This window comes from Xanthomonas campestris pv. asclepiadis (assembly GCF_020784175.1).
Lineage (GTDB): Bacteria > Pseudomonadota > Gammaproteobacteria > Xanthomonadales > Xanthomonadaceae > Xanthomonas > Xanthomonas campestris_D.
The window spans coordinates 47453-67166 of record NZ_JAJGQM010000014.1; the positions used below are offsets into that span (position 1 = coordinate 47453).

Below are 19714 nucleotides of genomic sequence, written 5' to 3' on the forward strand. Positions count from 1 at the left end.
CGACTGTAGCCACGCCGGCTGCGCCCGTCGTATGGAACATGCTGCCTGCGCTATAAGCGCATCAACATACAAAGACGGGGCCGACGACGGTGGCGTCGGCCGGCATGTCGGTCACGCGCTGCCGGAGGCGCGCTTCCACAGCACATCCACCAGCGGCGGCAACCTGCCGGCCAGCCCGAGGACCGATCCGCGCAACAGCGTCAGATGCATCTCGTCGTTGGAGAACACCGTGTTGATCGCATCGAAGCCATAAGCGGCTACGGTGTTCTCGCTGCGGCGGGTACGTGCCCAGCGCTGCAGCCGATGCGGGGCGGCCCAGTCCGCGCGCTTCGCCTGCGCATTGCGCACCTCGTCGCGCAACGCAGCGACATCGCGCAGGCCCAGGTTGACGCCCTGCCCGGCCAGCGGATGCACCACGTGCGCGGCATCGCCCAGGGTCAGCACGCGGCCGCTGACGTATTGCTCCACCAACTGCCGCTGCAGCGGAAACGCTGCACGTGCAGACACCACGCGCACCTGCCCCAACCGCGCCGCGAAGGCCTGGGTCAGCTCGCGCGCGAAGTCGGCATCGTCCAGTGCCAGCACGCGCCCGGCCTCGGCATCCGGCAAGGTCCATACGATCGAACTGCGGCCATCGGCGAACGGCAGGAATGCCAGCGGGCCGGTGGTCAGAAAGCGCTGCCAGGCAGTGGCCTGATGCGGCTGCTCGGTCTCCACGAAGGCAACCACGCCACGCTGCGCGTAGGCATGCCGCGACACCGGCAGGCCGGCGAGCTCGCGCAAGGTCGATGCGGCGCCATCGGCAGCGATGGCGACCGCCGCTTCCAGGCGGCTGCCATCGTCCAGGCGCAGGCGCACGCCGTGTGCATCCTGTTCCAGCTCGACCACGCGTGCCGGGCAATGCACCTGGATCCCTGCCGCATGCACAGCGGCCCACAGGCGATCGACCAGCACCGCGTGTTCGATGATCCAGCCCAGTTGTTCGCGGCCCAGGGTATCCGCGTCGAAGCGCAGTTCGCCGCCACCGCCGGCGTCCCAGACCCGCATCCGCCGGTACGGCTGCACGCGGGCAGCGCGCACGGCGGCCCATACGCCCAGGCTGTCGAGCAGCGCGGCATTATCGGCAGCGAAGGCATACACGCGCAGATCGGGCTGGTCGGCCCGCCAGCGCGCGGGCTCGCGGCCTTCGACCAGGGCCACGCTCAGGCCGGCATCGGCCAGGGCCAGCGCGCAGGCGGCCCCGACCACGCCGCCACCGACGATCAACGCATCGCGGCTACCACGGCGGCTCATGCCACGCCCCTGCACAACTGCGGCACATCGCCACGGAACCCCATCGCCCCGCCGACCAGCATCGACTGCAGCGGTGCCGCCTGCGAGGTCGCAAGCAGGCCGAGGCTGCGCAGCGGCCGCAACAACGGCGCCGGATTGCCGGTGAGACGCGCCAGCCCGCTGGAAAAGCCGATGGTCTGTTCGCGGTCCACGCGTCGGCGTGCCAGGTACTCGGCCAGCAACGCGCCCGCACCGGCATCGCGGCGATCGTGCTCGATCAATTCGGCCAGTGTCAGCGCATCGCGCAAGCCGAGGTTGAAGCCTTGCGCGCCGATCGGATGCAGCGTCTGCGCGGCGTTGCCCAGCAGCACCACGCGCTCGGCGACCAGCGCGTTGGCCAGCACCTGCACCAATGGATATGCGCTGCGCTCGCCGCTGGCGACAAAACGCCCGGCGCGCCATCCGGCCGCCCGCTGCAACCGGGCAAGCCAGCCGGTCTCGTCGAGCGCGGCCACTACCTCGGCATCGGCACGCGCCACGCAATGGATTGCGCCGTAGTGGCGGTCGCCGCGCGGCAACAGCGCAGTCGGCCCATGCGCGCCGAAGCGCTCCCATGCGGTGCCGTCCGGTGGGCGGGAGGCACGTACCCGCGCCACGAACAAGGTCTGCAGGAAATCGTGCGCATCGCTGCCGATATGCAGCAGCTCGCGTACTGCGCTATGGGTGCCGTCGGCGCCGACCACCAGCCGTGCCTGCACGCGCTGCTCGCCGTCATCGGTGGCGATCCGCAGCGTGAGCAGACCGTCCTGTACCGGCTCGACCCCGATGCAGCGTGCCGGGCGATAGCGGCGCAGCCGGGTCAGCTCGTCCAGGCGGGCCTGCAACGCCTCGCCGAAATCGCGCGCCACCACCACCTGGCCGAAGCTGTCGCGGCCGTAATCGGCCGCGTCCAGCTGCACGCGGCCAAAGTCGCCGGCGCGGCTGACGTGGATGCGCCGGATCGGGCCGGGGGCGCTGCGCAGCTTGGCCATCACCCCCAGCACGCCCAGCGCATTGACGGTGGCGGCGGCAAAACTCAGGTTGCGCTGGTCGAAGACCGCTGGCGGCGTGCCGGCCGGGGTGGCTTCCACCAGCCCGACATCCAGGCCGATGCGGTCCAGCGCAATCGCCAGGCTGGAGCCGACCAGGCCGCCGCCGACGATCAGAACGTCATGTGGATGTGTCATCGCCACATGATAAGCCTTCGCCCATGACCCGTTGCCGCGTCCGGGTGGGACAGCTTGCCGCGCCCGGGCCGGCGTAGCGCGGCCGGCGGCTCACCCAGGTCGCGCTGCCCGACCCTTGCCACTGCAGGGCGCACCCAGGCGCCCACCGGTCTGTATCGGCGGTGAGCGGCGGCAACGGCAGCACTGCCTCGGTCGCTTGCGCCAGGCCGCTCCCGCAAGACCACCAAGGCGCGGGCGTGCCGGGTTCCACGCTACACTCGCCAGCCTGTGATCCGGCCACCTCCGCGCATGACTCCTCGCTCGCACGACACCCTGATTTTGAGCCTGCTCGCCGTGCTGATGGCAGCCACGCGGATCAATCACTTCGCGCCGGTCCCGGACGCGTCCTGGGCGGTGTTCTTCATCGGCGGCTTCCATCTGGCCGCCCGCACCAGGCTGGCCTTCCCGCTGCTGATGCTGCTGGCGGTGGCGGTGGACTGGCTGGTGATCACCAACCAGGGCCTGAGCTTCTGGCAGCACTACTGCGTGTCGCCGGCGTACTGGTGCCTGGTGCCGGCGTACTTCGCGCTGTGGGCCGGTGGGGTGTGGCTGCGCCAGCAGTACCACGGCGCGCAGTGGAGCGCGCTGGCCCGGCTGGTGCCGGCGCTGTTGCTCTCCGTGGCGCTGTGCCAGTTGATCGCCCAGGGCAGTTTCTACTGGATCAGCGCCAGCGTGGCCGAGCCGACGGTGGCCGGCTGGTTCAAGAACTACAGCGACTGGCTGGGCCCGTATCTGCGCAGTGCCGCGCTGTATGTGGCGGCTGCCGCGGCGATCCAGCTGGCCGCCGAGCGCCTGACCAGCGCACACGGCCAGACCCAGGCCGGCTGAGATGGGCAACCGACTGTCACGGATCTATACGCGTACCGGCGACGATGGCAGCACCGGCCTGGGCGACGGCAGCCGTACCGGCAAGGACGCGTTGCGCGTCAACGCCTATGGCACCGTGGACGAGGCCAATTCGGCCATCGGCGTGCTGCTGGCCGCCCCCGGCGTGCCGGAACCGGTTGCCGAGCTGCTGACCACCCTCCAGCACCAGTTGTTCGATCTGGGCGGCGAGCTGTGCATCCCGGGCCATGCGGCGATCGATAGCGCCGATATCGATGCGCTGGAGCGCCACCTGGATCATTTTAACGACACGCTTCCCCCGCTGAAGGAGTTCATCCTGCCGGCCGGTGGCGAGGCCGCCGCGCGCTGCCACCTGGCCCGCACCATCGTGCGCCGGGCCGAGCGCGAGACCGTTGCGCTGTCGCGACAGGAGACCGTGCGCAGCGAGGCGATAGGCTATCTGAACCGGTTGTCCGACCTGCTGTTCGTGCTGGCGCGCGTGCTGGCGCGTGCCGATGGCCAGCAGGAAGTGCTGTGGCGGCACGACCGCCGGCGCGGCTGACCTGCACACGGCACGGCGGACAGGCTAGATTTGCCCCATGTTGGTCTTTACCCATCCCGCCTGCCTCGGTCACGACGCCGGCCCCGAGCATCCCGAGCGCCCCGCCCGTCTGGAAGCGGTAGTGGAGGCGCTGCGCGACGCATTCCCGGACCTGGACTGGCGCGAGGCGCCGCTGGCCAAGCTCGGCGACCTGTGCCGGGTGCACGAGCGCGAACAGGTGGATGCGGTGCTGGAAACCGCCTTCGACGGCCACCATCGGCTCGACGTGGACACCGTGATGTCGCCCGGCTCGCGCGCGGCGGCATTGCGCGCGGCCGGTGCCGGCATCGCCGCGGTGGACGCGGTCATGCAGGACGCCACCCGCACCGCCTTCTGCGCAGTGCGCCCACCCGGCCACCACGCCACCGCGCAGGTGTCGATGGGCTTTTGCCTGTTCAACAACATCGCCGTGGCCGCCGCGCATGCGCGCGACCGGCATGGGCTGGAGCGCATCACCATCGTGGATTTCGACGTCCACCACGGCAACGGCACGCAGGCGATCTTCGAGCGCGACCCGGCCGTGCAGTATCTCAGCACCCACCAGTCCGGGCTCTATCCGCACTCGGGCAGCGTTTACGAGCGCGGCATCGGCAACATCCACAATCTGCTGCTGCAACCAGGCAGCGATGGGCTGCGCTTCCGCAATGTGTGGGAGGACGAGATGCTGCCGCTGATCGATGCCTTCCGCCCGCAGCTGATCCTGATCTCTGCCGGCTTCGATGCGCATCTGCGCGATCCGCTGGCCGATCTGATGCTCGATGCCGACGATTTCGCCTGGCTGACCGGCGCGCTGCGCGCCCTGGCCGAGCGGCATGCCCGTGGCCGGGTGGTGTCCATGCTGGAAGGCGGCTACGACCTGCAGGCCTTGCGCGAAAGCAGCGTGGCGCACGTGGCCGCGCTGCGTTGAACCCCGACGGCGCGTTGCTCGCGCCCCCCATTGCGATGAACCTCGCCCTCCCGACCAGGGAGCTCTTCATTGCCCCTATGCGGGGTATACGGCAAGCTAGTCGCCATTTTATTGGTTGAATCACGCGTGCGCCGAGTTCTCCGCCTGCTGCCCCTGCCTTTGAGCATCGCCATCTGCCTTCCGGCCATGGCTGCCGACAAGCCGTTGAACTGGGGACTGTGCCCGGCCGTGGATCCGCTGCCAGGCTTCGACGGCGCGCCCGCCGCCGATGCCAAGGCCGCCGAGATGCGCCAGCAGTTGCCCACCGACATCGAAGGCGACCAGCTGTCCGGCACCAGCACTACCCCGCAGTACCAGGGCAACGTGGCGCTCAAGCGCGGCGACCAGTTCCTCGGCGCCGACAACCTGCGCATGGACACCGAGACCGGCAACTACATCGCCGAAGGCAATGTCCGCTACCAGGACACCTCCTTCCGCATGGTCGCCGACCGCGCCGAGGGCAATCAGGACACCGACGCCCACAAGGTCAGCAACATCCAGTACCAGCTGGTGGACCGGCGCGGCAATGGTGCGGCCGAGTCGGTGGATCTGCAGGGCCAGGTCGGGCAGATGCACCGCTCGACCTATACCACCTGCGATCCCTCGCAGCCGATCTGGCGCGTGCGCGCGCCGGAGATCGACGTCGACAACGAAGAGGGCTTCGGCACCGCACGCAACGCCGTGCTGCAGATCGGCAAGCTGCCGGTGCTGTATTTCCCGTGGTTCAAGTTTCCGATCGACGACCGTCGCATGACCGGCCTGCTGTTTCCGCAGTTCGGCCTGTCTGGCCGCAACGGCTTCGACTACCTGCAACCGATCTACCTGAACCTGGCGCCGAATTACGATGCCACGCTGCTGCCGCGCTACATGAGCAAGCGCGGTTTCATGTTCGGCACCGAATTCCGCTACCTGTACGAGGGCGGTCGCGGCGAGATCACCGGTAATTACCTACCCAACGACAATCTGCGGAAAAAAGACCGCGGCAGCGTCTTCTATAGCGGCTATCACAACATCAATGATCACTGGCAGGCACGCAGCAGCATTTCCTGGGTCAGCGATACGCGCTATGTGGAAGACTTCACCAGCCGCCTGAACGGCATGGGCTCGGCCTCCAGCCTGCAGAGCACCATCGGCATCTACGGTACCGGCGAGACCTGGACCGCCGGCCTGATGGCCGACCGTTGGCAGCTCACCGACTACACGCTGGACGAGCGGTCTCTGCCCTACAACCGGCAGCCGCGCGCGTATTTCACTTGGGAAAAGCCGTTTGGCATTTTCGAGGCGGGCGTCTACGCCGAAGCCGTGCGTTTCACCCATGACGACTCCTACTTCGTTCAGCCTCCGAGCCCCAGCGCTTCAGGCGAAACAAACAACCGCGACGATAACGACGAGTACGTCCGCACCAACATCCGTAACCAGGAATATGGCAGCGGTTCGCGCTTTGACATCAAGCCCTATATCTCGATGCCATTGTCCGGCGCAGCCTGGTTCTTTACTCCGACCGTGGCATGGCGCTACACCACGTATCAGCTGGATTCGACGCTGGCCAACACCGCGCCGCTGACCGGCGACCGTTCCCCCTCGCGCAGCCTGCCGATCGCATCCGTGGATGCCGGCCTGTATTTCGACCGCGAGACCTCGCTGTTCGGTACCAACTATCTCAATACGCTGGAACCGCGCCTGTATTACCTGTACGTGCCGTACCGCGATCAGGACGACCTGCCGGTCTTCGATACGCGCCCGTTCACGTTCAGCTACGGGCAACTGTTTCGCGATTCGCGCTACACCGGCGCCGACCGCCAGAACGATGCCAACCAGCTGACCCTGGCGGTGACCTCGCGCTGGCTGCGCCAGGAAGATGGCCGCGAGAAGCTGTCGCTGAGTGCCGGCCAGATCCTGTACTTCAACGATTCGCTGGTCACCATCAACAACAGCACCAATTCGGCAGCCGGCAGCGAACAACCCATCGAACAGGGCAAGTCCGCCTGGGTGGCCGATGCCAACTACATGATCAACGATCGCTGGTCGATGGGCGCCACCTACCAGTGGAACCCCAACTCGCGCAAGGAAGACCTGGCCAGCCTGCGTACGCGCTATCTGCTCAACAACGACGGCATCGTCAATCTGGCCTATCGCTACCGCCGCAATCCGACCAACAACACCGACCAGCTCGAGCAGGCCGATTTCTCGTTCCTGTACCCGATCAACCCCACCTGGAGTGCGGTCGGCCGTTACTACTACTCGCTGCTGGACCGCAAGCCGTTGGAAATGATCGGTGGCGTGCAGTGGGACAGCTGCTGCCTGGCGGTGCGCGCGCTGGTGCGCCGGTTCGTGCGCAACCGCGATGGCGAGATGGACAACTCCATCCAGTTCGAGTTCGTGCTGAAGGGCTTGAGCTCGTTCGGGCAGAACACGGACCGCACTTTGCGCCGTGCTATTCTCGGCTATTACCGCGACGACCTCTACCTGGTCCCGCCCAGCAACACCACGACTAATCCGGACGATTACGATCCGAACTTGATTCCATGACCAAGCCTTTCTCTGTTGTTCTCGCCTCGCTGCTGGTAATTACCAGCACGCTCTCGCCGTTGGCCTCGGCGCAGCAATCCCAGCCGCTGGATCGCATTGCCGCCATCGTCGACGAAGACGTGGTGCTGCAGAGCGAGCTCGATCGTGCCGTGCGCAACGTCAAGTCGCAGTACGCCGGCCGGGAAAACCAGCTGCCGCCGGACGATGTCCTGCAGCGTCAGGTGCTGGAGCGTCTGGTCCTGGTCAAATTGCAGGTCGGCCGCGCTGATGGCAGCGGTATCCGCGTCAGCGACGAGGAACTCAACCGCGCCATTGCCAGCATTGCCCAGCAGAACGGCACCACCGTGGATGGCTTGCGTCAGAAGCTGGCGGCCGATGGCATGGGCTATGGTGATTTCCGCGCCTCGGTGCGCGACGAAATCATCGTGCAGCGCCTGCGTCAGAGCTTCGCGCAGAGCCGCATCAGCGTGAGCGAAGGTGAAGTGGACACCGCGCTGGCGCAGCAGGCCACCACCGGCAGTCAATATCATCTGGCACACATCCTGGTTGGCCTGCCGGAAGGCACAACGGCCGACCAGATCGCCACCGGCCAGAAGAAGGTCGATGGCGTGAAGGCATTGATCGACAAGGGCGAGCTGGATTTCTCGGCAGCCGCAGTGCGGTATTCCGACAGCCCGAATGCGCTGGAAGGCGGCGATCTGGGCTGGCGCAGCCTGGACGAAATCCCGAACGCATTCGCCCAGCTGATCCGCGACATGCAGCCTGGCCAGGTGGCCGGACCGCTGCGTGGCCCGAGCGGTTTCCAGCTGCTCAAGCTGGTGGAAATGCGCGACGCCAATGCCGGCGGCGAAAAGAAGCTGGTCACCGAATACAACGCACGCCATATCCTGGTGCGCATCGGAGACAACCAGACCGAGGCGCAGGCAAAGGCCAAGATCGACACGCTGCGTGCGCGCATCACCGGCGGCGCCGACTTCCAGGCCACCGCGAAGGAGTCTTCCGAAGACACCAACAGCCGTGGCCAGGGTGGCGATCTGGGCTGGTTCCCGGCCGATGCGTTTGGCCCGGACTTCGGCAAGCAGGTCGAAGGCCTGGCCGATGGCGCGGTGTCCGAGCCGTTCCGCACTCAGGCGGGCTGGCACATCGTGCAGCGCGTAGGTAGCCGTCAGACTGATGTCAGTGCCGAAAGCCAGCGTGCGCAGATCCGTGAAACGATCGGCCGCCGCAAGCTGGAAGAAGAGTACAACCGCTACCTGCAGGAGCTGCGCGGCGAAGCCTACGTGAGCTTCCGCACCGGCGACCGCGCCGATGGCGATGCCAGCGCCGCACCAGCCAAGCTGGCCGACCCTGCGGCGCCTGCCGCACCGACGCCGCCGCCGGCACAGCCGACGCGCTGATTCGATGCCCCCGTCGCTCGCGCTGGTGCCAGGCGAGCCGGCCGGGATCGGGCCGGAACTGTGCGTCCGGCTCGCCCAACGGCCGCGCTCGGACGCCCACCTGATCGTCTACGCCGATCCGGATACCCTGCACAGCGCCGCAAAGGCGCTGTCTTTGTCTGTGCGGCTGCTCGATCCGGATCAGCGCGCGCGTGCGCCCGGCGACCTGCCGCTGCATCCGATCCGCCAGGCCGTGGCGACCCGCTTCGGTACGCCAGACCCCGCCAATGCCGCAGCGGTGATTGCCGGCCTGCGTGGCGCTGCCGGCGACTGCCTGTCCGGCAAGCTGCAGGGCATCATCACCGGCCCGGTACACAAGGCGGTGATCAATGCCGGCGGCATCCCCTACACCGGCACCACCGAGCTGCTGGCCGAACAGGCGGGCTGCCCGGTGGTGATGATGTTGGCCAATGCCATCGTGCGCGTCGCCCTGGTGACCACCCATTTGCCATTGCGCGCAGTGGCCGATGCCATCACCGCCGAGGCCGTCACGCGCTGCCTGCGCATCACCGACGCCGCGCTGCGACGCGACTTCGGCCTGGAACGCCCGCGCATCGCGGTGCTGGGCCTCAACCCGCATGCCGGCGAAGACGGGCACCTGGGCCGCGAGGAACTGGACATCATCATTCCGGTGCTGGAGCAGCTGCGCGGCGACGGCATGCAGCTGATCGGCCCGTTGCCGGCCGATACCGCATTTTTACCGCAGAAGCTCACCGGCTTCGATGCGGTGATGGCGATGTATCACGACCAGGGCCTGCCGGTGCTCAAGTACAGCGGCTTCGAGCAGGCGGTCAACATCACGCTCGGCCTGCCCTATCCGCGCGTGGCGGTCGATCACGGCACCGCGCTGGAACTGGCCGGGCGCGGTATCGCCGGCCCGTCCAGCCTGATGGCGGCCACCGACCTGTGCGCGCGTCTGGCGGCACGCGGCTGAGCAAGGGCGATTGCCGCGCTGAACGGTGCGCCAAGTGCACGTAGCCCATCTGCCGTGTCTTCCAGGCGCGTAACCGGCACCGCGTGCAGGCGCTGCCACGTTAAACTGCGCGCATGAATCATTCTTTCAGCGCACCGGCCAAGAAGTCGCTTGGCCAGCACTTTCTTGCCGACCGGTATTACATCGACCGCATCGTGCAGGCAGTGGACCCGCGCGCCGGCCAGCACCTGGTCGAAATCGGTCCTGGCCAGGGCGCGATCACCTTTCCTCTGCTGCGCAAGCACGGCGCACTGACCGTGATCGAATTCGACCGCGACCTGATCGCACCATTGACCGAGGCGGCCGCACCGATCGGTGCGCTGAGCATCATCCATCGCGATGTGCTCAGTGTGGATTTCACTGCGCTGGCCGATGGCACGCCGATCCGGTTGGTCGGCAACCTGCCCTACAACATCTCCTCGCCGATCCTGTTCCATGCGCTGGACCATGCAGCAGCGGTGGCCGACATGCACTTCATGCTGCAAAAGGAAGTGGTCGACCGCATGGCCGCCGGCCCCGGCAGCAAGGTGTACGGGCGGTTGAGCGTGATGCTGCAGGCGTACTGCGAGGTGACCGCGCTGTTCGTGGTGCCGCCGGGCGCGTTCCGGCCGCCACCGAAGGTGGACTCGGCGGTGGTGAGGCTGGTGCCGCGCGATCCGGCCACGGTGCTGATCAGGGATCGGCGGCGGTTTGCCGACGTGGTGCGCGCCGGCTTCGGCCAGCGTCGCAAGACCCTGCGCAATGCCTTGTCCAGCGTCTGCGAGCCCGCCCATTTCGAGGCCGCGCAGGTGCGCCCGGATGCACGCGCCGAACAACTCGAGGTCGCGGATTTCATCCGCCTGGCCAATGTCGAGCTGGCTTGAGCGCCGCTCCCACACGGTTTTCTTTAGACTTTCCGCATGCACGATGATCCGCGCTACCGGGTTGAGGTCGAGGTGTCGCCCCGCTTCCTCGCCCATCAATCGACCCCCGACGAAGGCCGCTATGCCTTCGCCTACAGCATCCGCATCCAGAACGCGGGCGCCGTGCCCGCGCGCCTGATCGCGCGTCACTGGCAGATCACCGACGCCAACGGCCGCACCGAACGGGTGGATGGCGAAGGCGTGGTCGGCGAGCAACCCTGGCTGCGTCCCGGCGAAGCGTTCAGTTACACCTCCGGTGTGCTGCTGGAGACCGAGCAGGGACAGATGCAAGGTGACTACGACATGGTGGCCGACGATGGCACCGAATTCACCGCCCCGATCGCCGCCTTCGTGCTGAGCGTACCCAGGACGCTGCACTGATGGATGCTGGACTGATGGAGCGCACGCGATGAGCGTCTGGGCAATTGGCGATCTGCAGGGGTGTTACGACATCACCCAGCGGTTGCTGGAAAAAATCAACTTCGATCCCGCGCAGGACACCTTGTGGTTCTGCGGCGATCTGGTCAACCGCGGCGGTCAATCGCTGGAAACGCTGCGCCTGGTGCATTCGCTGCGCGCGCATAGCGTGGTGGTGCTGGGCAACCATGATCTGTCGCTGCTGGCGATCGGCGCACGTTCGGAAGAAGAACAGCGCAAGGTCAATCCGGATCTGCTGCGCATCGTGCTGGCCGAAGACCGCGACCTGCTGCTCGACTGGCTGCGGATGCAGAAGCTGGCGCATGTGGACCGCGAACTGGGCTGGATGATGATCCATGCCGGGCTCGCACCGAAGTGGACCACGCAGATGGCCGAAAAACATGCACGCGAGGTCGAGCAGCAACTGCAGGGCGGCGGCTATCGCAAACTGCTACGCAACATGTATGGCGATCAGCCGGGCTGGTCGCCGGGCCTGAGCGGGTACGACCGCAGCCGCGCGATCATCAACCTGTTCACGCGTATGCGCTATTGCACCCCACGCGGGCGCATCGCCACCGACGACAAGGGCACGCCGGGTACCCAGGCGCAAGGCCTGTATCCCTGGTTCGAAGTGCCGGGCCGGGTCGAGCGCGACCTGAAGATCGTCTGCGGGCATTGGTCCGCGCTTGGACTGACCATCACCCAGGGCGTGCACGCCATCGATACCGGCGCCGTGTGGGGCGGCAAACTCACCGCCCTGCAGCTGGATACCGACGAACTGCGCGTGGTGCAGGTGCCGGGAATCCCGATCACGCAACCGACGCAGACCGCACAGCGCAACCGTCCGCCGCGCCGGCGTCAACGCCAGCGCGGCGGCGGCGACAACCCGAACGCGAACGCCAGCACTCCCACTGCTCCGAATACGGCGCCGCCCGCTCCCGCTGCAGACTGAGCAGCGCGGCCTGGTCGGCGTACGGGTAGCAACACGCGAGGCAGTGCCTCGGCGAGCGCACCTCAACGTTGACGCGCATTCGCTACGCGACTGGCACGCCCGCACGTTCGGCTTCCAGCGCGCGTACGCGCGGCAGGACTTCGCGGCCGAAGTATTCGACTTCCTCGATGAAGTGCAGGAAGCCGCACAGCACCAGATCCACGCCCACGTCCTGCAGGGCGAGGATGCGTTCGGCGATCTGCTGCGGGGTACCGATCAGATTGGTGCGAAAGCCGTCGTTGTACTGCACCAGATCCTCGAACGTGGAGGTGGCCCAATTGCCTTGGCCTTCCGGAGACGCCTGCCCGGCCTGACGCGCGGCATCCCCGAACGCATTGACCGCATCGACATGCGCATGCGCGATGATCTCCTGCAGCACGGCCTGAGCCTGCGCTTCCGTGTCGCGCGCGATGACGAACGCATTGACGCCGACTCTGACGGTGTGACCGTTGGCTGCCGCCTTGGTCTGGATGTCGTCGATCTGCAGCCGTAACTGCTCGGGCGTATTGCCATTGGTGAAGTACCAGTCCGACACGCTGGCTGCATTGTCGCGCGCCGCGCGCGAACTGCCGCCCTGGAAGATCTCCGGATGCGGTTTCTGCAGCGGTTTGGGACTGAGCGTGTAATCGTTGAAACGATAGAAATCGCCGTGGAAACTGAAACTATCCTGGGTCCATATTCCTTTGAGCACCTGGATGAATTCCTTGGAACGGCGATAGCGTTCGTCGTGTTCCAGCCAGGGCTCGCCGATGGCCACGAACTCGCCCTTGAACCAGCCGCTGACCACGTTGATGGCGATGCGGCCGTTGCTGATGTGATCGATGGTGGCGATCTGCTTGGCCACCACCACCGGCGTCCACGGCCCGGGCAGAATCGCGGCCAGCACCTTCAACCGCGTGGTGGCGTGCAGCAAGGCCTGGCTGAAAGACACCGACTCGTGTTGATGCTCAGCGCCATAACCGGTGGTGAAACGGATCTGGGTGAGCGCGTAGTCGAAACCCGCATGCTCGGCCGCCTGCGCCAGGCGCACGTTGTAGTCCAGACGCCAGTCGGTGCGCTGCGGGATCGTGCTGACGACCAGCCCACCACTGACATTGGGCACCCAGTAGGCAAACGTCAGCGGATTGGTTTTGCTCGAATGGCTCATTGCGAATTCCTCAGAAAGAGACATGGGATCGGGCAGTAAACGTAAGGTGGCGTCGCGCATGACGCGCTGGACCGGACTGCCATGCCGAAACCGCAGCGATCGCGAAAAAGCGATGAATCAGTGCCGACGTTCCAAGCGCATTGGAAGGCATTGCGCTGCGGCCACACTGCACGCACATCGCGTGCCATCGCTGGCGAGACACGAAATCAGCGCACGCAGGTCGTGGGGCGTCGGTAAAACCCACTGAACCCAGCACACTCTTTGCAATTTTCTGCAAAAAACTGCTGATTCGATGTTTCTGCACAAACATTTTTTGTGCCGTTATATCTGCACGCACTTTCGTCATGACATAAACGCCATGTGCTGCGATGGCGAAATTTAAGAACAAGGCGAATTACCGGATTTTTCATCAAGTCATTCTCAAATCTGATAAGCCTTGCGTGCATTTGACGGCTGTGCACCATTGCCATGTCCGGCGACGTGCAGTCAGATGGAATGCCCCGCTGTCGATGCAGAGACAGTGTCGAGGCATCGTTTTTTGTTTCTGCAGCAACACTGTAGCTATCCGGATGGCACGGACATTACGTGACCACCAGACACCGCAACCACAGGACCCACGCATGCGTACTCCGTTGAATGTCGTTGCCGTTTCCGGCGGCACCTCGCGCCCCTCTCGCAGCCTTGCCTTGGCTGAGGCAACGCTTGCCGAACTTGCGCAACGACTGGCGATCAAATCCAGCATCCTGCAGCTCGGCGATATCGCCCGGCCGCTGGGTGCGGCACTGTGGCGCAGCGAGTTGGACGAAACGTCGGAGCAGGCATTGCGCCAGATCGAATCTGCCGACCTGCTATTGGTCGTTGCGCCGGTATATCGCGGCTCCTATCCCGGACTGCTCAAGCACGTGTTCGATCTGATCGACATCAATGCGCTGATCGACACGCCGGTGCTGCTCGCGGCGACAGGCGGCAGCGAGCGGCACGCGCTGGTGATCGATCACCAACTGCGCCCGCTGTTCGCCTTCTTCCAGGCATTGACCTTGCCGATCGGCATCTATGCCACCGAAGCCGATTTCCAGGATTACCGCGTGGTCAGCCCAGCGCTGCACCAACGCATCGCACTGGCTGCCGAGCGCGCCGCCGGCCTGCTCGGCGCCCGCCGCGACGCGCTGCGTCGCATCGCCTGATCACCACAGGCAGCACTCACCGAGACCACCCATGGACATGTTCTGGTTCATTCCCACCCACGGCGACAGCCGCTATCTGGGCACCAGCGAGGGCGCACGCCAGGTCAGCGCCGAGTACGTTACCCAGGTGGCCGTTGCGGCCGACACGCTGGGCTACGACGGTGTGCTGATTCCTACCGGGCGTTCCTGCGAAGACCCCTGGGTGATCGCATCCAGCCTGATCAATGCCACACGCCGGCTGAAGTTTCTGGTCGCACTGCGTCCCGGCCTGATGGCGCCGGCGCTGGCCGCACGCATGGCCGCCAGCTTCGACCGGCTGTCGGGCGGACGCCTGCTGGTGAACCTGGTCACCGGCGGCGACCGCGGCGAACTGGAAGGCGATGGCGTGTTCCTCGACCATGCCGAGCGCTATGAAGCCTCGGCAGAATTCATCCGCATCTGGCGCGAGATCATCGCCCACAGCCACGCCGGCGACAGCTACGACTTCGACGGCAGACATCTGCAGGTCAAGGCGGCCAAGCTGCTGTACCCCACGGTGCAGCAGCCGTATCCGCCGGTGTGGTTCGGTGGCTCTTCCGACGCGGCACACGAGTTGGCGGCCGAGCAGGTGGATACCTACCTGACCTGGGGCGAGCCGCCGCAGGCGGTGGCGGAAAAGATCGCCTCGGTACGCAGCAAGGCCGCCGCGCTCGGGCGCACGCTCACCTTCGGCATCCGCCTGCACGTGATCGTGCGCGAAACCGATGCGCAGGCCTGGGCGGCAGCGGAGTCGTTGATCAGTCACCTCGACGATGACACCGTGGAGCGCGCACAGAGTGCGTTTGCGCGCATGGATTCGGTGGGCCAGCGTCGCATGGCCGCATTGCATAGCCGCGGTCAGCGCCGCACCCACGCCGATCTGGAAGTCAGCCCCAACCTATGGGCCGGGGTCGGCCTGGTGCGCGGCGGTGCCGGCACCGCACTGGTCGGCGACCCGCAGACCGTGGCTGCGCGTATCGAGGAATACGCTGCGCTCGGCATCGATACCTTCATCTTCTCCGGCTATCCGCATCTGGAGGAGGCCTATCGCTTCGCCGAACTGGTGTTCCCGCTGCTGCCGCGCGCGGTCAAACAGAAGCTGCCCGGACAGGCCCTGAGCGGTCCCTTCGGCGAGGTCATCGCCAACACCATCGTGCCACGCGCCTCGGCGCGCTGACTGGAGCACTCATGAAACGCCGCAACCTGCTCAAATTCGGAACCCTCGCCGGCGTCGCGCTCGGCGCCTCGCCGCTGCTGCCCGGCGCCGCCTTCGCGCAAGCCAGGCCCGCCGTTCCCAAGCAATTGCGCCTGGACTACGCCTACTACTCGCCGACCTCGCTGGTGCTCAAGCACTTCGGCTGGCTGGAAGAAGCGCTCAAGGCGCAGGGCACGCAGGTCAAGTGGGTGCTGTCAGCCGGCAGCAATCGCGCACTCGAATACCTGGGCGGCAACAGCATCGACTTCGGCAGCACCGCCGGCCTGGCCTCGCTGCTGGCGCGCGCCAACGGCAATCCGATCAAGGCCGTGTACATCTACTCGCGGCCGGAATGGATCGCGCTGGCGGTGGGCAAGCACTCGCCCATCCGGCAGCTGACCGAACTCAAAGGCAAACGCATCGCCGCCACCAAGGGCACCGACGCCTACCTGTTCCTGCTGCGCGCGCTGCGGCAGGCCGGATTGAGCAAGAACGCCGTGGAGATCGTCCATCTGCAGCATCCCGACGGGCGCACCGCGCTCGAACGCGGCGATGTGGACGCCTGGTCCGGCCTGGACCCGCACCTCGCCGCGAGCCAGATCGAGGCCGGCACGCGCTTGATCTACCGCAACGTCGCCTTCAATTCCCGTGGCTTCTTGAATGTCAGCGAGACGTTCGCTGCTGCTTATCCCGATCAGATTCCGCTGGTGATCCAGGCCTACGAAAAAGCGCGCAAATGGGCGATCGCGCACCCCGACGACCTTGCCGCGCTGATCGCCGCCGAGGCCCGGTTGTCGCTGCAGGTCGCTACGCTACAGCTGCAGCGCACCGACCTGCGCAATCCGGTGATTGGTCCCGAAGAGCGCGCGGCGCTGCACAGCGCGGCGCCCATCCTGCTGGAAGAAGGCCTGGTCCGGCCCGGCACCGATCTGACCAAGGTGCTGGCCGCACTGATCGATCCCGACTACGCCAAACGCGCACGCGTGGCGCAGGGCTGAGCATGGCAATGAACGACACCTCCTTGCACGTCGCGCGCAGCTTGGCGACCACTCCGCGCTCGCGACTCAGACTGCCGGCCAGCAGCCTTGGTTGGCTGTTGCCACTGAGCTTCTTCGGCGCACTCGAAATCGCCTCGGCGCTGGGCTGGACACCGCGCTACCTGCTGCCGCCGCCCAGCCAGGTCCTGACCACGCTGGCAGACGAGGCAGGCCGCGGGCTGGCCAGCCATATCGGCGCCAGCCTGTTGCGGGTGCTGGCCGGCTTCGCCATCGGTGCCGGCCTGGGCTTGCTGATCGGCGTGGGGGTCGGCCTGAGCCGCTGGCTGGAACAGCTGATCGACCCCAGCTTCCAGGCGCTGCGCGCGGTGCCCAGCCTGGCCTGGGTGCCTTTGCTGTTGCTGTGGATGGGCATCGACGAGGCGCCGAAGATCACCCTGATCGCCATCGGTGCTTTTTTTCCGGTGTATCTGGGCGTGGTCAGCGGCCTGCGCCAGGTCGACCGCACGCTGGTGGAACTGGGCGAAAGCTACGGCCTGTCCAAACCGCGTCTGGTGCGGCGGATCCTGCTGCCGGCGGCGCTGCCGTCGATTTTCACCGGGCTGCGCACCAGCCTGAGTCTGGCCTGGATGTTTCTGGTGGCCGCCGAACTGATCGCCGCCACGCGCGGGCTGGGCTATCTGCTCAGCGACGGGCGCGAGACCTCGCGGCCGGACATCGTGATCGGCGCGATCGTGCTGCTGGCCCTGCTCGGCAAGCTCAGCGATGGCGTGCTCAAGGCGATCGAATCGCGCACCTTGCGCTGGCGCGACAACCTGCAGAATCGCAGCATGCCCGCTCACGCAGGAGCCCACACGTGAGCGGCACCGGCCTGCAGCTGCGTATCGCCGCAAAGCAGTTCGGCGCGCGCCATGTGCTGCGCGACATCGACCTGCAATTGGTGCCGGGCGAGATCGTCAGCCTGATCGGTGCCAGCGGCTGCGGCAAGAGCACCCTGCTACGCATCGTGGCCGGCCTGGAACGCGATTACACCGGCGAGGTGGTGCTGGATGGTGCGCGTGTGTGCGGTGTCGACCGGCGCATCGGCTTCATCTTCCAGGAACCGCGCCTGCTGCCGTGGCTGGACGTGGCCGCCAATGTCGCCTTCGCCGACGAAAGCGATCTATCGCCAGCTGCGGCGCGGCAATCTCCACGCGTACGGCAGTTGCTCAGCGAGGTCGGGCTGCTCGACTACGCAAGCGCGCTGCCCAAGCAGCTGTCCGGCGGCCAGGCGCAACGCGTGGCGCTGGCCCGTGGGCTGTACCGGCAACCGCGCGTGCTGCTGCTCGACGAACCCTTCAGTGCGGTGGATGCCTTCACCCGTATCAAATTGCAGGAGTTGCTGCTGCGTCTGGCCAACGAACACGACTTCAGCGTGCTGCTGGTGACCCATGACATCGACGAAGCGGTGTATCTGAGCGACCGTGCGATCGTCATCGGCGGCCAGCCCGGATCGATCGCGCACGCATTGCGGCTGGACACGCCACGTCCGCGCGATCGCCAGGCCGACGAACCGGCGCTGCGTCAGGCCCGTCAGACCCTGCTCGCAGCGCTGCACGACATCCATGTGTTTTGACCGGCGTTCCGGGCTGGAATTCGTGCCCAGGGCGGCGCGCGTCAGCGGCCGCGATCATCTGCAGTCGCGCTGATGATTGCTTCGGCCAGCACTCCTCCTTTCGTATTAGGACAAGGCCATCGCGTATGACCAGCCGTCAACCGCAACCGACTCTGCTCAATCCATTGCAGGCCGCCCAGCGCCTGGCCGCCGACTTCGCCGACACCGCCGTCGAGCGCGATGCACGCGGCGGCACGCCCAAGGCCGAGCGCGACGCGCTGCGTGCCAGCGGCCTGCTCGGCCTCAGCATTCCGCTGCAGTACGGCGGCCTTGGTGCCAGCTGGAGCGAGGTGCTGCAGATCGTGCGCGCATTCGCCAAGGTCGATAGCTCCATCGCGCATGTCTTCGGCTTCCATCATTTGATGCTGGCCACCGTGCGCCTGTTCGGCCAGCCAGCGCAGTGGCAGCCGTGGCTGGAGCAGACTGCGCGCAAGCAATGGTTCTGGGGCAACGCGCTCAATCCGCTGGATACCCGCACCATCGCCGTGCAATGCGAAGGATGGCGCGAGTTCTCCGGCAGGAAAAGCTTCTGTTCCGGCGCGATCGACTCGCAGATGCTGATCGCCTCCGCATTGGACGAACGCAGCGGCAAGCTGTTGATCGGTGCCATTCCCACCGCGCGCAGCGGCATCACGCTGGGACATGACTGGGACAACATCGGCCAACGCCAGACCGACAGCGGCAGCACCACCTTCGAACGCGTGCGCGTGGAAGAAAGCGAGCTGCTGCTCGACCCCGGCCCTTTGAGCACGCCGTTCGCCTGTCTACGCCCCTTGATCGCGCAGTTGCTGTTCGCGCATCTGTTCCTGGGCATCGCCGAAGGCGCATTCGAGCAAGCGCGCACCTACACCCTGACCGAGGCCCGCGCCTGGCACCGCTCCGGGGTCGAGCAGGCCAGTGACGACCCTTACATCCTGGCTCATTACGGCGAGTTCTGGCTGGGCCTGGAAAGTGCCCGGCTGCTCACCGGCCGCGCCGCCGAATTGCTGGACACCGCCTGGCGTAAAGAACACGCACTAAGCAGCGACGAACGCGCGCAGGTCGCGTTGGCGGTGGCTGCCGCCAAGGTCGCCACTACCCGGGTCGGGCTGGAGGTGTGCAGCAAGCTGTTCGAGGTCACCGGCGCGCGCGCCACGCACGCCGCGCTGCGGCTGGACCGCTACTGGCGCAACCTGCGCACCCAGACGCTGCACGACCCGGTCGATTACAAGCTGCGCGAACTCGGCGAATGGGCGCTGCGCCAGCAGCCGCCCACGCCCAGTTTCTACTCTTGAGCCTGCCGATGCTTGGCCTGCACCTGCAATTCGGACCTCGCGTCCCGCCGTGTTGAACCGACGCCGCCTCGCGCCCGTCCTTCCCCCATG

18 protein-coding genes are annotated in these 19714 nt (G+C 66.4%); 15 read left to right on the forward strand and 3 right to left on the reverse strand.

Annotation, left to right across the window (positions count from 1 at the left end):
- Nucleotides 1–111: 111 nt before the first annotated feature.
- Nucleotides 112–1293, reverse strand: coding sequence for a UbiH/UbiF family hydroxylase (locus LL972_RS08895; protein ID WP_228327280.1), 1182 nt, complete (start codon nucleotides 1291–1293; stop codon nucleotides 112–114).
- On the reverse strand, nucleotides 1290–2498 hold the full coding sequence (ubiH, locus tag LL972_RS08900) for a 2-octaprenyl-6-methoxyphenyl hydroxylase (protein WP_228327281.1): 1209 nt from the start codon (nucleotides 2496–2498) through the stop codon (nucleotides 1290–1292). The genes LL972_RS08895 and ubiH overlap by 4 nt, the downstream gene beginning before the upstream one ends.
- Before the next feature lie 288 nt (nucleotides 2499–2786).
- Between ubiH and LL972_RS08905 the strand changes: the two genes are divergently transcribed.
- The 9 genes from LL972_RS08905 to LL972_RS08945 all read left to right on the forward strand — a co-directional run bounded on the left by LL972_RS08905 (nucleotide 2787) and on the right by LL972_RS08945 (nucleotide 12118).
- Nucleotides 2787–3365, forward strand: coding sequence for a hypothetical protein (locus LL972_RS08905; protein WP_228327282.1), 579 nt, complete (start codon nucleotides 2787–2789; stop codon nucleotides 3363–3365).
- A gap of 1 nt (nucleotide 3366) precedes the next feature.
- Nucleotides 3367–3924, forward strand: a complete 558-nt coding sequence (locus LL972_RS08910; RefSeq protein WP_228327283.1) for a cob(I)yrinic acid a,c-diamide adenosyltransferase — start codon at nucleotides 3367–3369, stop codon at nucleotides 3922–3924.
- Nucleotides 3925–3961: 37 nt separating this feature from the next.
- Nucleotides 3962–4870, forward strand: a complete 909-nt coding sequence (locus tag LL972_RS08915; protein WP_228327284.1) for a histone deacetylase family protein — start codon at nucleotides 3962–3964, stop codon at nucleotides 4868–4870.
- Between the two features lie 126 nt (nucleotides 4871–4996).
- A complete protein-coding gene (gene lptD, locus LL972_RS08920; protein WP_228327285.1) occupies nucleotides 4997–7438 on the forward strand; it encodes an LPS-assembly protein LptD in 2442 nt (813 codons plus the stop codon).
- Nucleotides 7435–8835: a peptidylprolyl isomerase gene (locus tag LL972_RS08925; protein ID WP_228327286.1), complete on the forward strand. Its 1401-nt coding sequence runs from the start codon at nucleotides 7435–7437 to the stop codon at nucleotides 8833–8835. Before lptD ends, LL972_RS08925 begins: the two co-directional genes overlap by 4 nt.
- Before the next feature lie 4 nt (nucleotides 8836–8839).
- Nucleotides 8840–9808, forward strand: a complete 969-nt coding sequence (gene pdxA, locus LL972_RS08930; protein ID WP_228327287.1) for a 4-hydroxythreonine-4-phosphate dehydrogenase PdxA — start codon at nucleotides 8840–8842, stop codon at nucleotides 9806–9808.
- Nucleotides 9809–9921: 113 nt separating this feature from the next.
- Nucleotides 9922–10710 (forward strand): 16S rRNA (adenine(1518)-N(6)/adenine(1519)-N(6))-dimethyltransferase RsmA, encoded by a 789-nt coding sequence (gene rsmA, locus LL972_RS08935; protein ID WP_228327288.1) that lies wholly within the window; start codon nucleotides 9922–9924, stop codon nucleotides 10708–10710.
- A gap of 36 nt (nucleotides 10711–10746) precedes the next feature.
- Entirely contained in the window at nucleotides 10747–11130 is a 384-nt protein-coding gene (gene apaG, locus LL972_RS08940; RefSeq protein ID WP_228327289.1) for a Co2+/Mg2+ efflux protein ApaG, read from the forward strand.
- Between the two features lie 28 nt (nucleotides 11131–11158).
- Nucleotides 11159–12118, forward strand: coding sequence for a symmetrical bis(5'-nucleosyl)-tetraphosphatase (locus LL972_RS08945; RefSeq protein ID WP_228327290.1), 960 nt, complete (start codon nucleotides 11159–11161; stop codon nucleotides 12116–12118).
- A gap of 82 nt (nucleotides 12119–12200) precedes the next feature.
- Here the strand turns inward: LL972_RS08945 and sfnG are convergent, their stop codons facing one another.
- Complete coding sequence (sfnG, locus tag LL972_RS08950; protein ID WP_228327291.1) at nucleotides 12201–13304, reverse strand: dimethylsulfone monooxygenase SfnG; 1104 nt, start codon at nucleotides 13302–13304, stop codon at nucleotides 12201–12203.
- 620 nt (nucleotides 13305–13924) lie between these two features.
- On the opposite strand from sfnG, the gene msuE reads away from it, so the two are divergent.
- From msuE to LL972_RS08980, 6 genes are all read left to right on the forward strand, one after another.
- A complete protein-coding gene (msuE, locus tag LL972_RS08955) occupies nucleotides 13925–14488 on the forward strand; it encodes an FMN reductase (protein WP_228327317.1) in 564 nt (187 codons plus the stop codon).
- Between the two features lie 31 nt (nucleotides 14489–14519).
- Nucleotides 14520–15683: an FMNH2-dependent alkanesulfonate monooxygenase gene (gene ssuD, locus LL972_RS08960; protein ID WP_228327292.1), complete on the forward strand. Its 1164-nt coding sequence runs from the start codon at nucleotides 14520–14522 to the stop codon at nucleotides 15681–15683.
- 11 nt (nucleotides 15684–15694) lie between these two features.
- Nucleotides 15695–16699, forward strand: a complete 1005-nt coding sequence (locus LL972_RS08965; RefSeq protein ID WP_228327293.1) for an aliphatic sulfonate ABC transporter substrate-binding protein — start codon at nucleotides 15695–15697, stop codon at nucleotides 16697–16699.
- 8 nt (nucleotides 16700–16707) lie between these two features.
- Entirely contained in the window at nucleotides 16708–17556 is an 849-nt protein-coding gene (locus tag LL972_RS08970) for an ABC transporter permease (RefSeq protein WP_228327294.1), read from the forward strand.
- Complete coding sequence (locus tag LL972_RS08975; protein ID WP_228327295.1) at nucleotides 17553–18311, forward strand: ABC transporter ATP-binding protein; 759 nt, start codon at nucleotides 17553–17555, stop codon at nucleotides 18309–18311. The genes LL972_RS08970 and LL972_RS08975 overlap by 4 nt, the downstream gene beginning before the upstream one ends.
- A gap of 125 nt (nucleotides 18312–18436) precedes the next feature.
- Nucleotides 18437–19624: an acyl-CoA dehydrogenase family protein gene (locus tag LL972_RS08980; protein WP_228327296.1), complete on the forward strand. Its 1188-nt coding sequence runs from the start codon at nucleotides 18437–18439 to the stop codon at nucleotides 19622–19624.
- Nucleotides 19625–19714 lie beyond the last annotated feature (90 nt).

Excerpts from the sequence above, each read along its gene's own strand:
- msuE (WP_228327317.1), top strand. The coding sequence starts at position 13,925 with ATGCGTACTCCGTTGAATGTCGTTGCCGTTTCCGGCGGCACCTCGCGC.
- LL972_RS08980 (WP_228327296.1), top strand. The coding sequence starts at position 18,437 with ATGACCAGCCGTCAACCGCAACCGACTCTGCTCAATCCATTGCAGGCC.
- LL972_RS08915 (WP_228327284.1), top strand. The coding sequence starts at position 3,962 with ATGTTGGTCTTTACCCATCCCGCCTGCCTCGGTCACGACGCCGGCCCC.
- ssuD (WP_228327292.1), top strand. The coding sequence starts at position 14,520 with ATGGACATGTTCTGGTTCATTCCCACCCACGGCGACAGCCGCTATCTG.
- rsmA (WP_228327288.1), top strand. The coding sequence starts at position 9,922 with ATGAATCATTCTTTCAGCGCACCGGCCAAGAAGTCGCTTGGCCAGCAC.
- apaG (WP_228327289.1), top strand. The coding sequence starts at position 10,747 with ATGCACGATGATCCGCGCTACCGGGTTGAGGTCGAGGTGTCGCCCCGC.
- LL972_RS08895 (WP_228327280.1), bottom strand. The coding sequence starts at position 1,293 with ATGAGCCGCCGTGGTAGCCGCGATGCGTTGATCGTCGGTGGCGGCGTG.
- sfnG (WP_228327291.1), bottom strand. The coding sequence starts at position 13,304 with ATGAGCCATTCGAGCAAAACCAATCCGCTGACGTTTGCCTACTGGGTG.
- LL972_RS08925 (WP_228327286.1), top strand. The coding sequence starts at position 7,435 with ATGACCAAGCCTTTCTCTGTTGTTCTCGCCTCGCTGCTGGTAATTACC.
- LL972_RS08965 (WP_228327293.1), top strand. The coding sequence starts at position 15,695 with ATGAAACGCCGCAACCTGCTCAAATTCGGAACCCTCGCCGGCGTCGCG.
- LL972_RS08970 (WP_228327294.1), top strand. The coding sequence starts at position 16,708 with ATGAACGACACCTCCTTGCACGTCGCGCGCAGCTTGGCGACCACTCCG.
- ubiH (WP_228327281.1), bottom strand. The coding sequence starts at position 2,498 with ATGACACATCCACATGACGTTCTGATCGTCGGCGGCGGCCTGGTCGGC.
- LL972_RS08945 (WP_228327290.1), top strand. The coding sequence starts at position 11,159 with ATGAGCGTCTGGGCAATTGGCGATCTGCAGGGGTGTTACGACATCACC.
- LL972_RS08910 (WP_228327283.1), top strand. The coding sequence starts at position 3,367 with ATGGGCAACCGACTGTCACGGATCTATACGCGTACCGGCGACGATGGC.
- LL972_RS08905 (WP_228327282.1), top strand. The coding sequence starts at position 2,787 with ATGACTCCTCGCTCGCACGACACCCTGATTTTGAGCCTGCTCGCCGTG.
- pdxA (WP_228327287.1), top strand. The coding sequence starts at position 8,840 with ATGCCCCCGTCGCTCGCGCTGGTGCCAGGCGAGCCGGCCGGGATCGGG.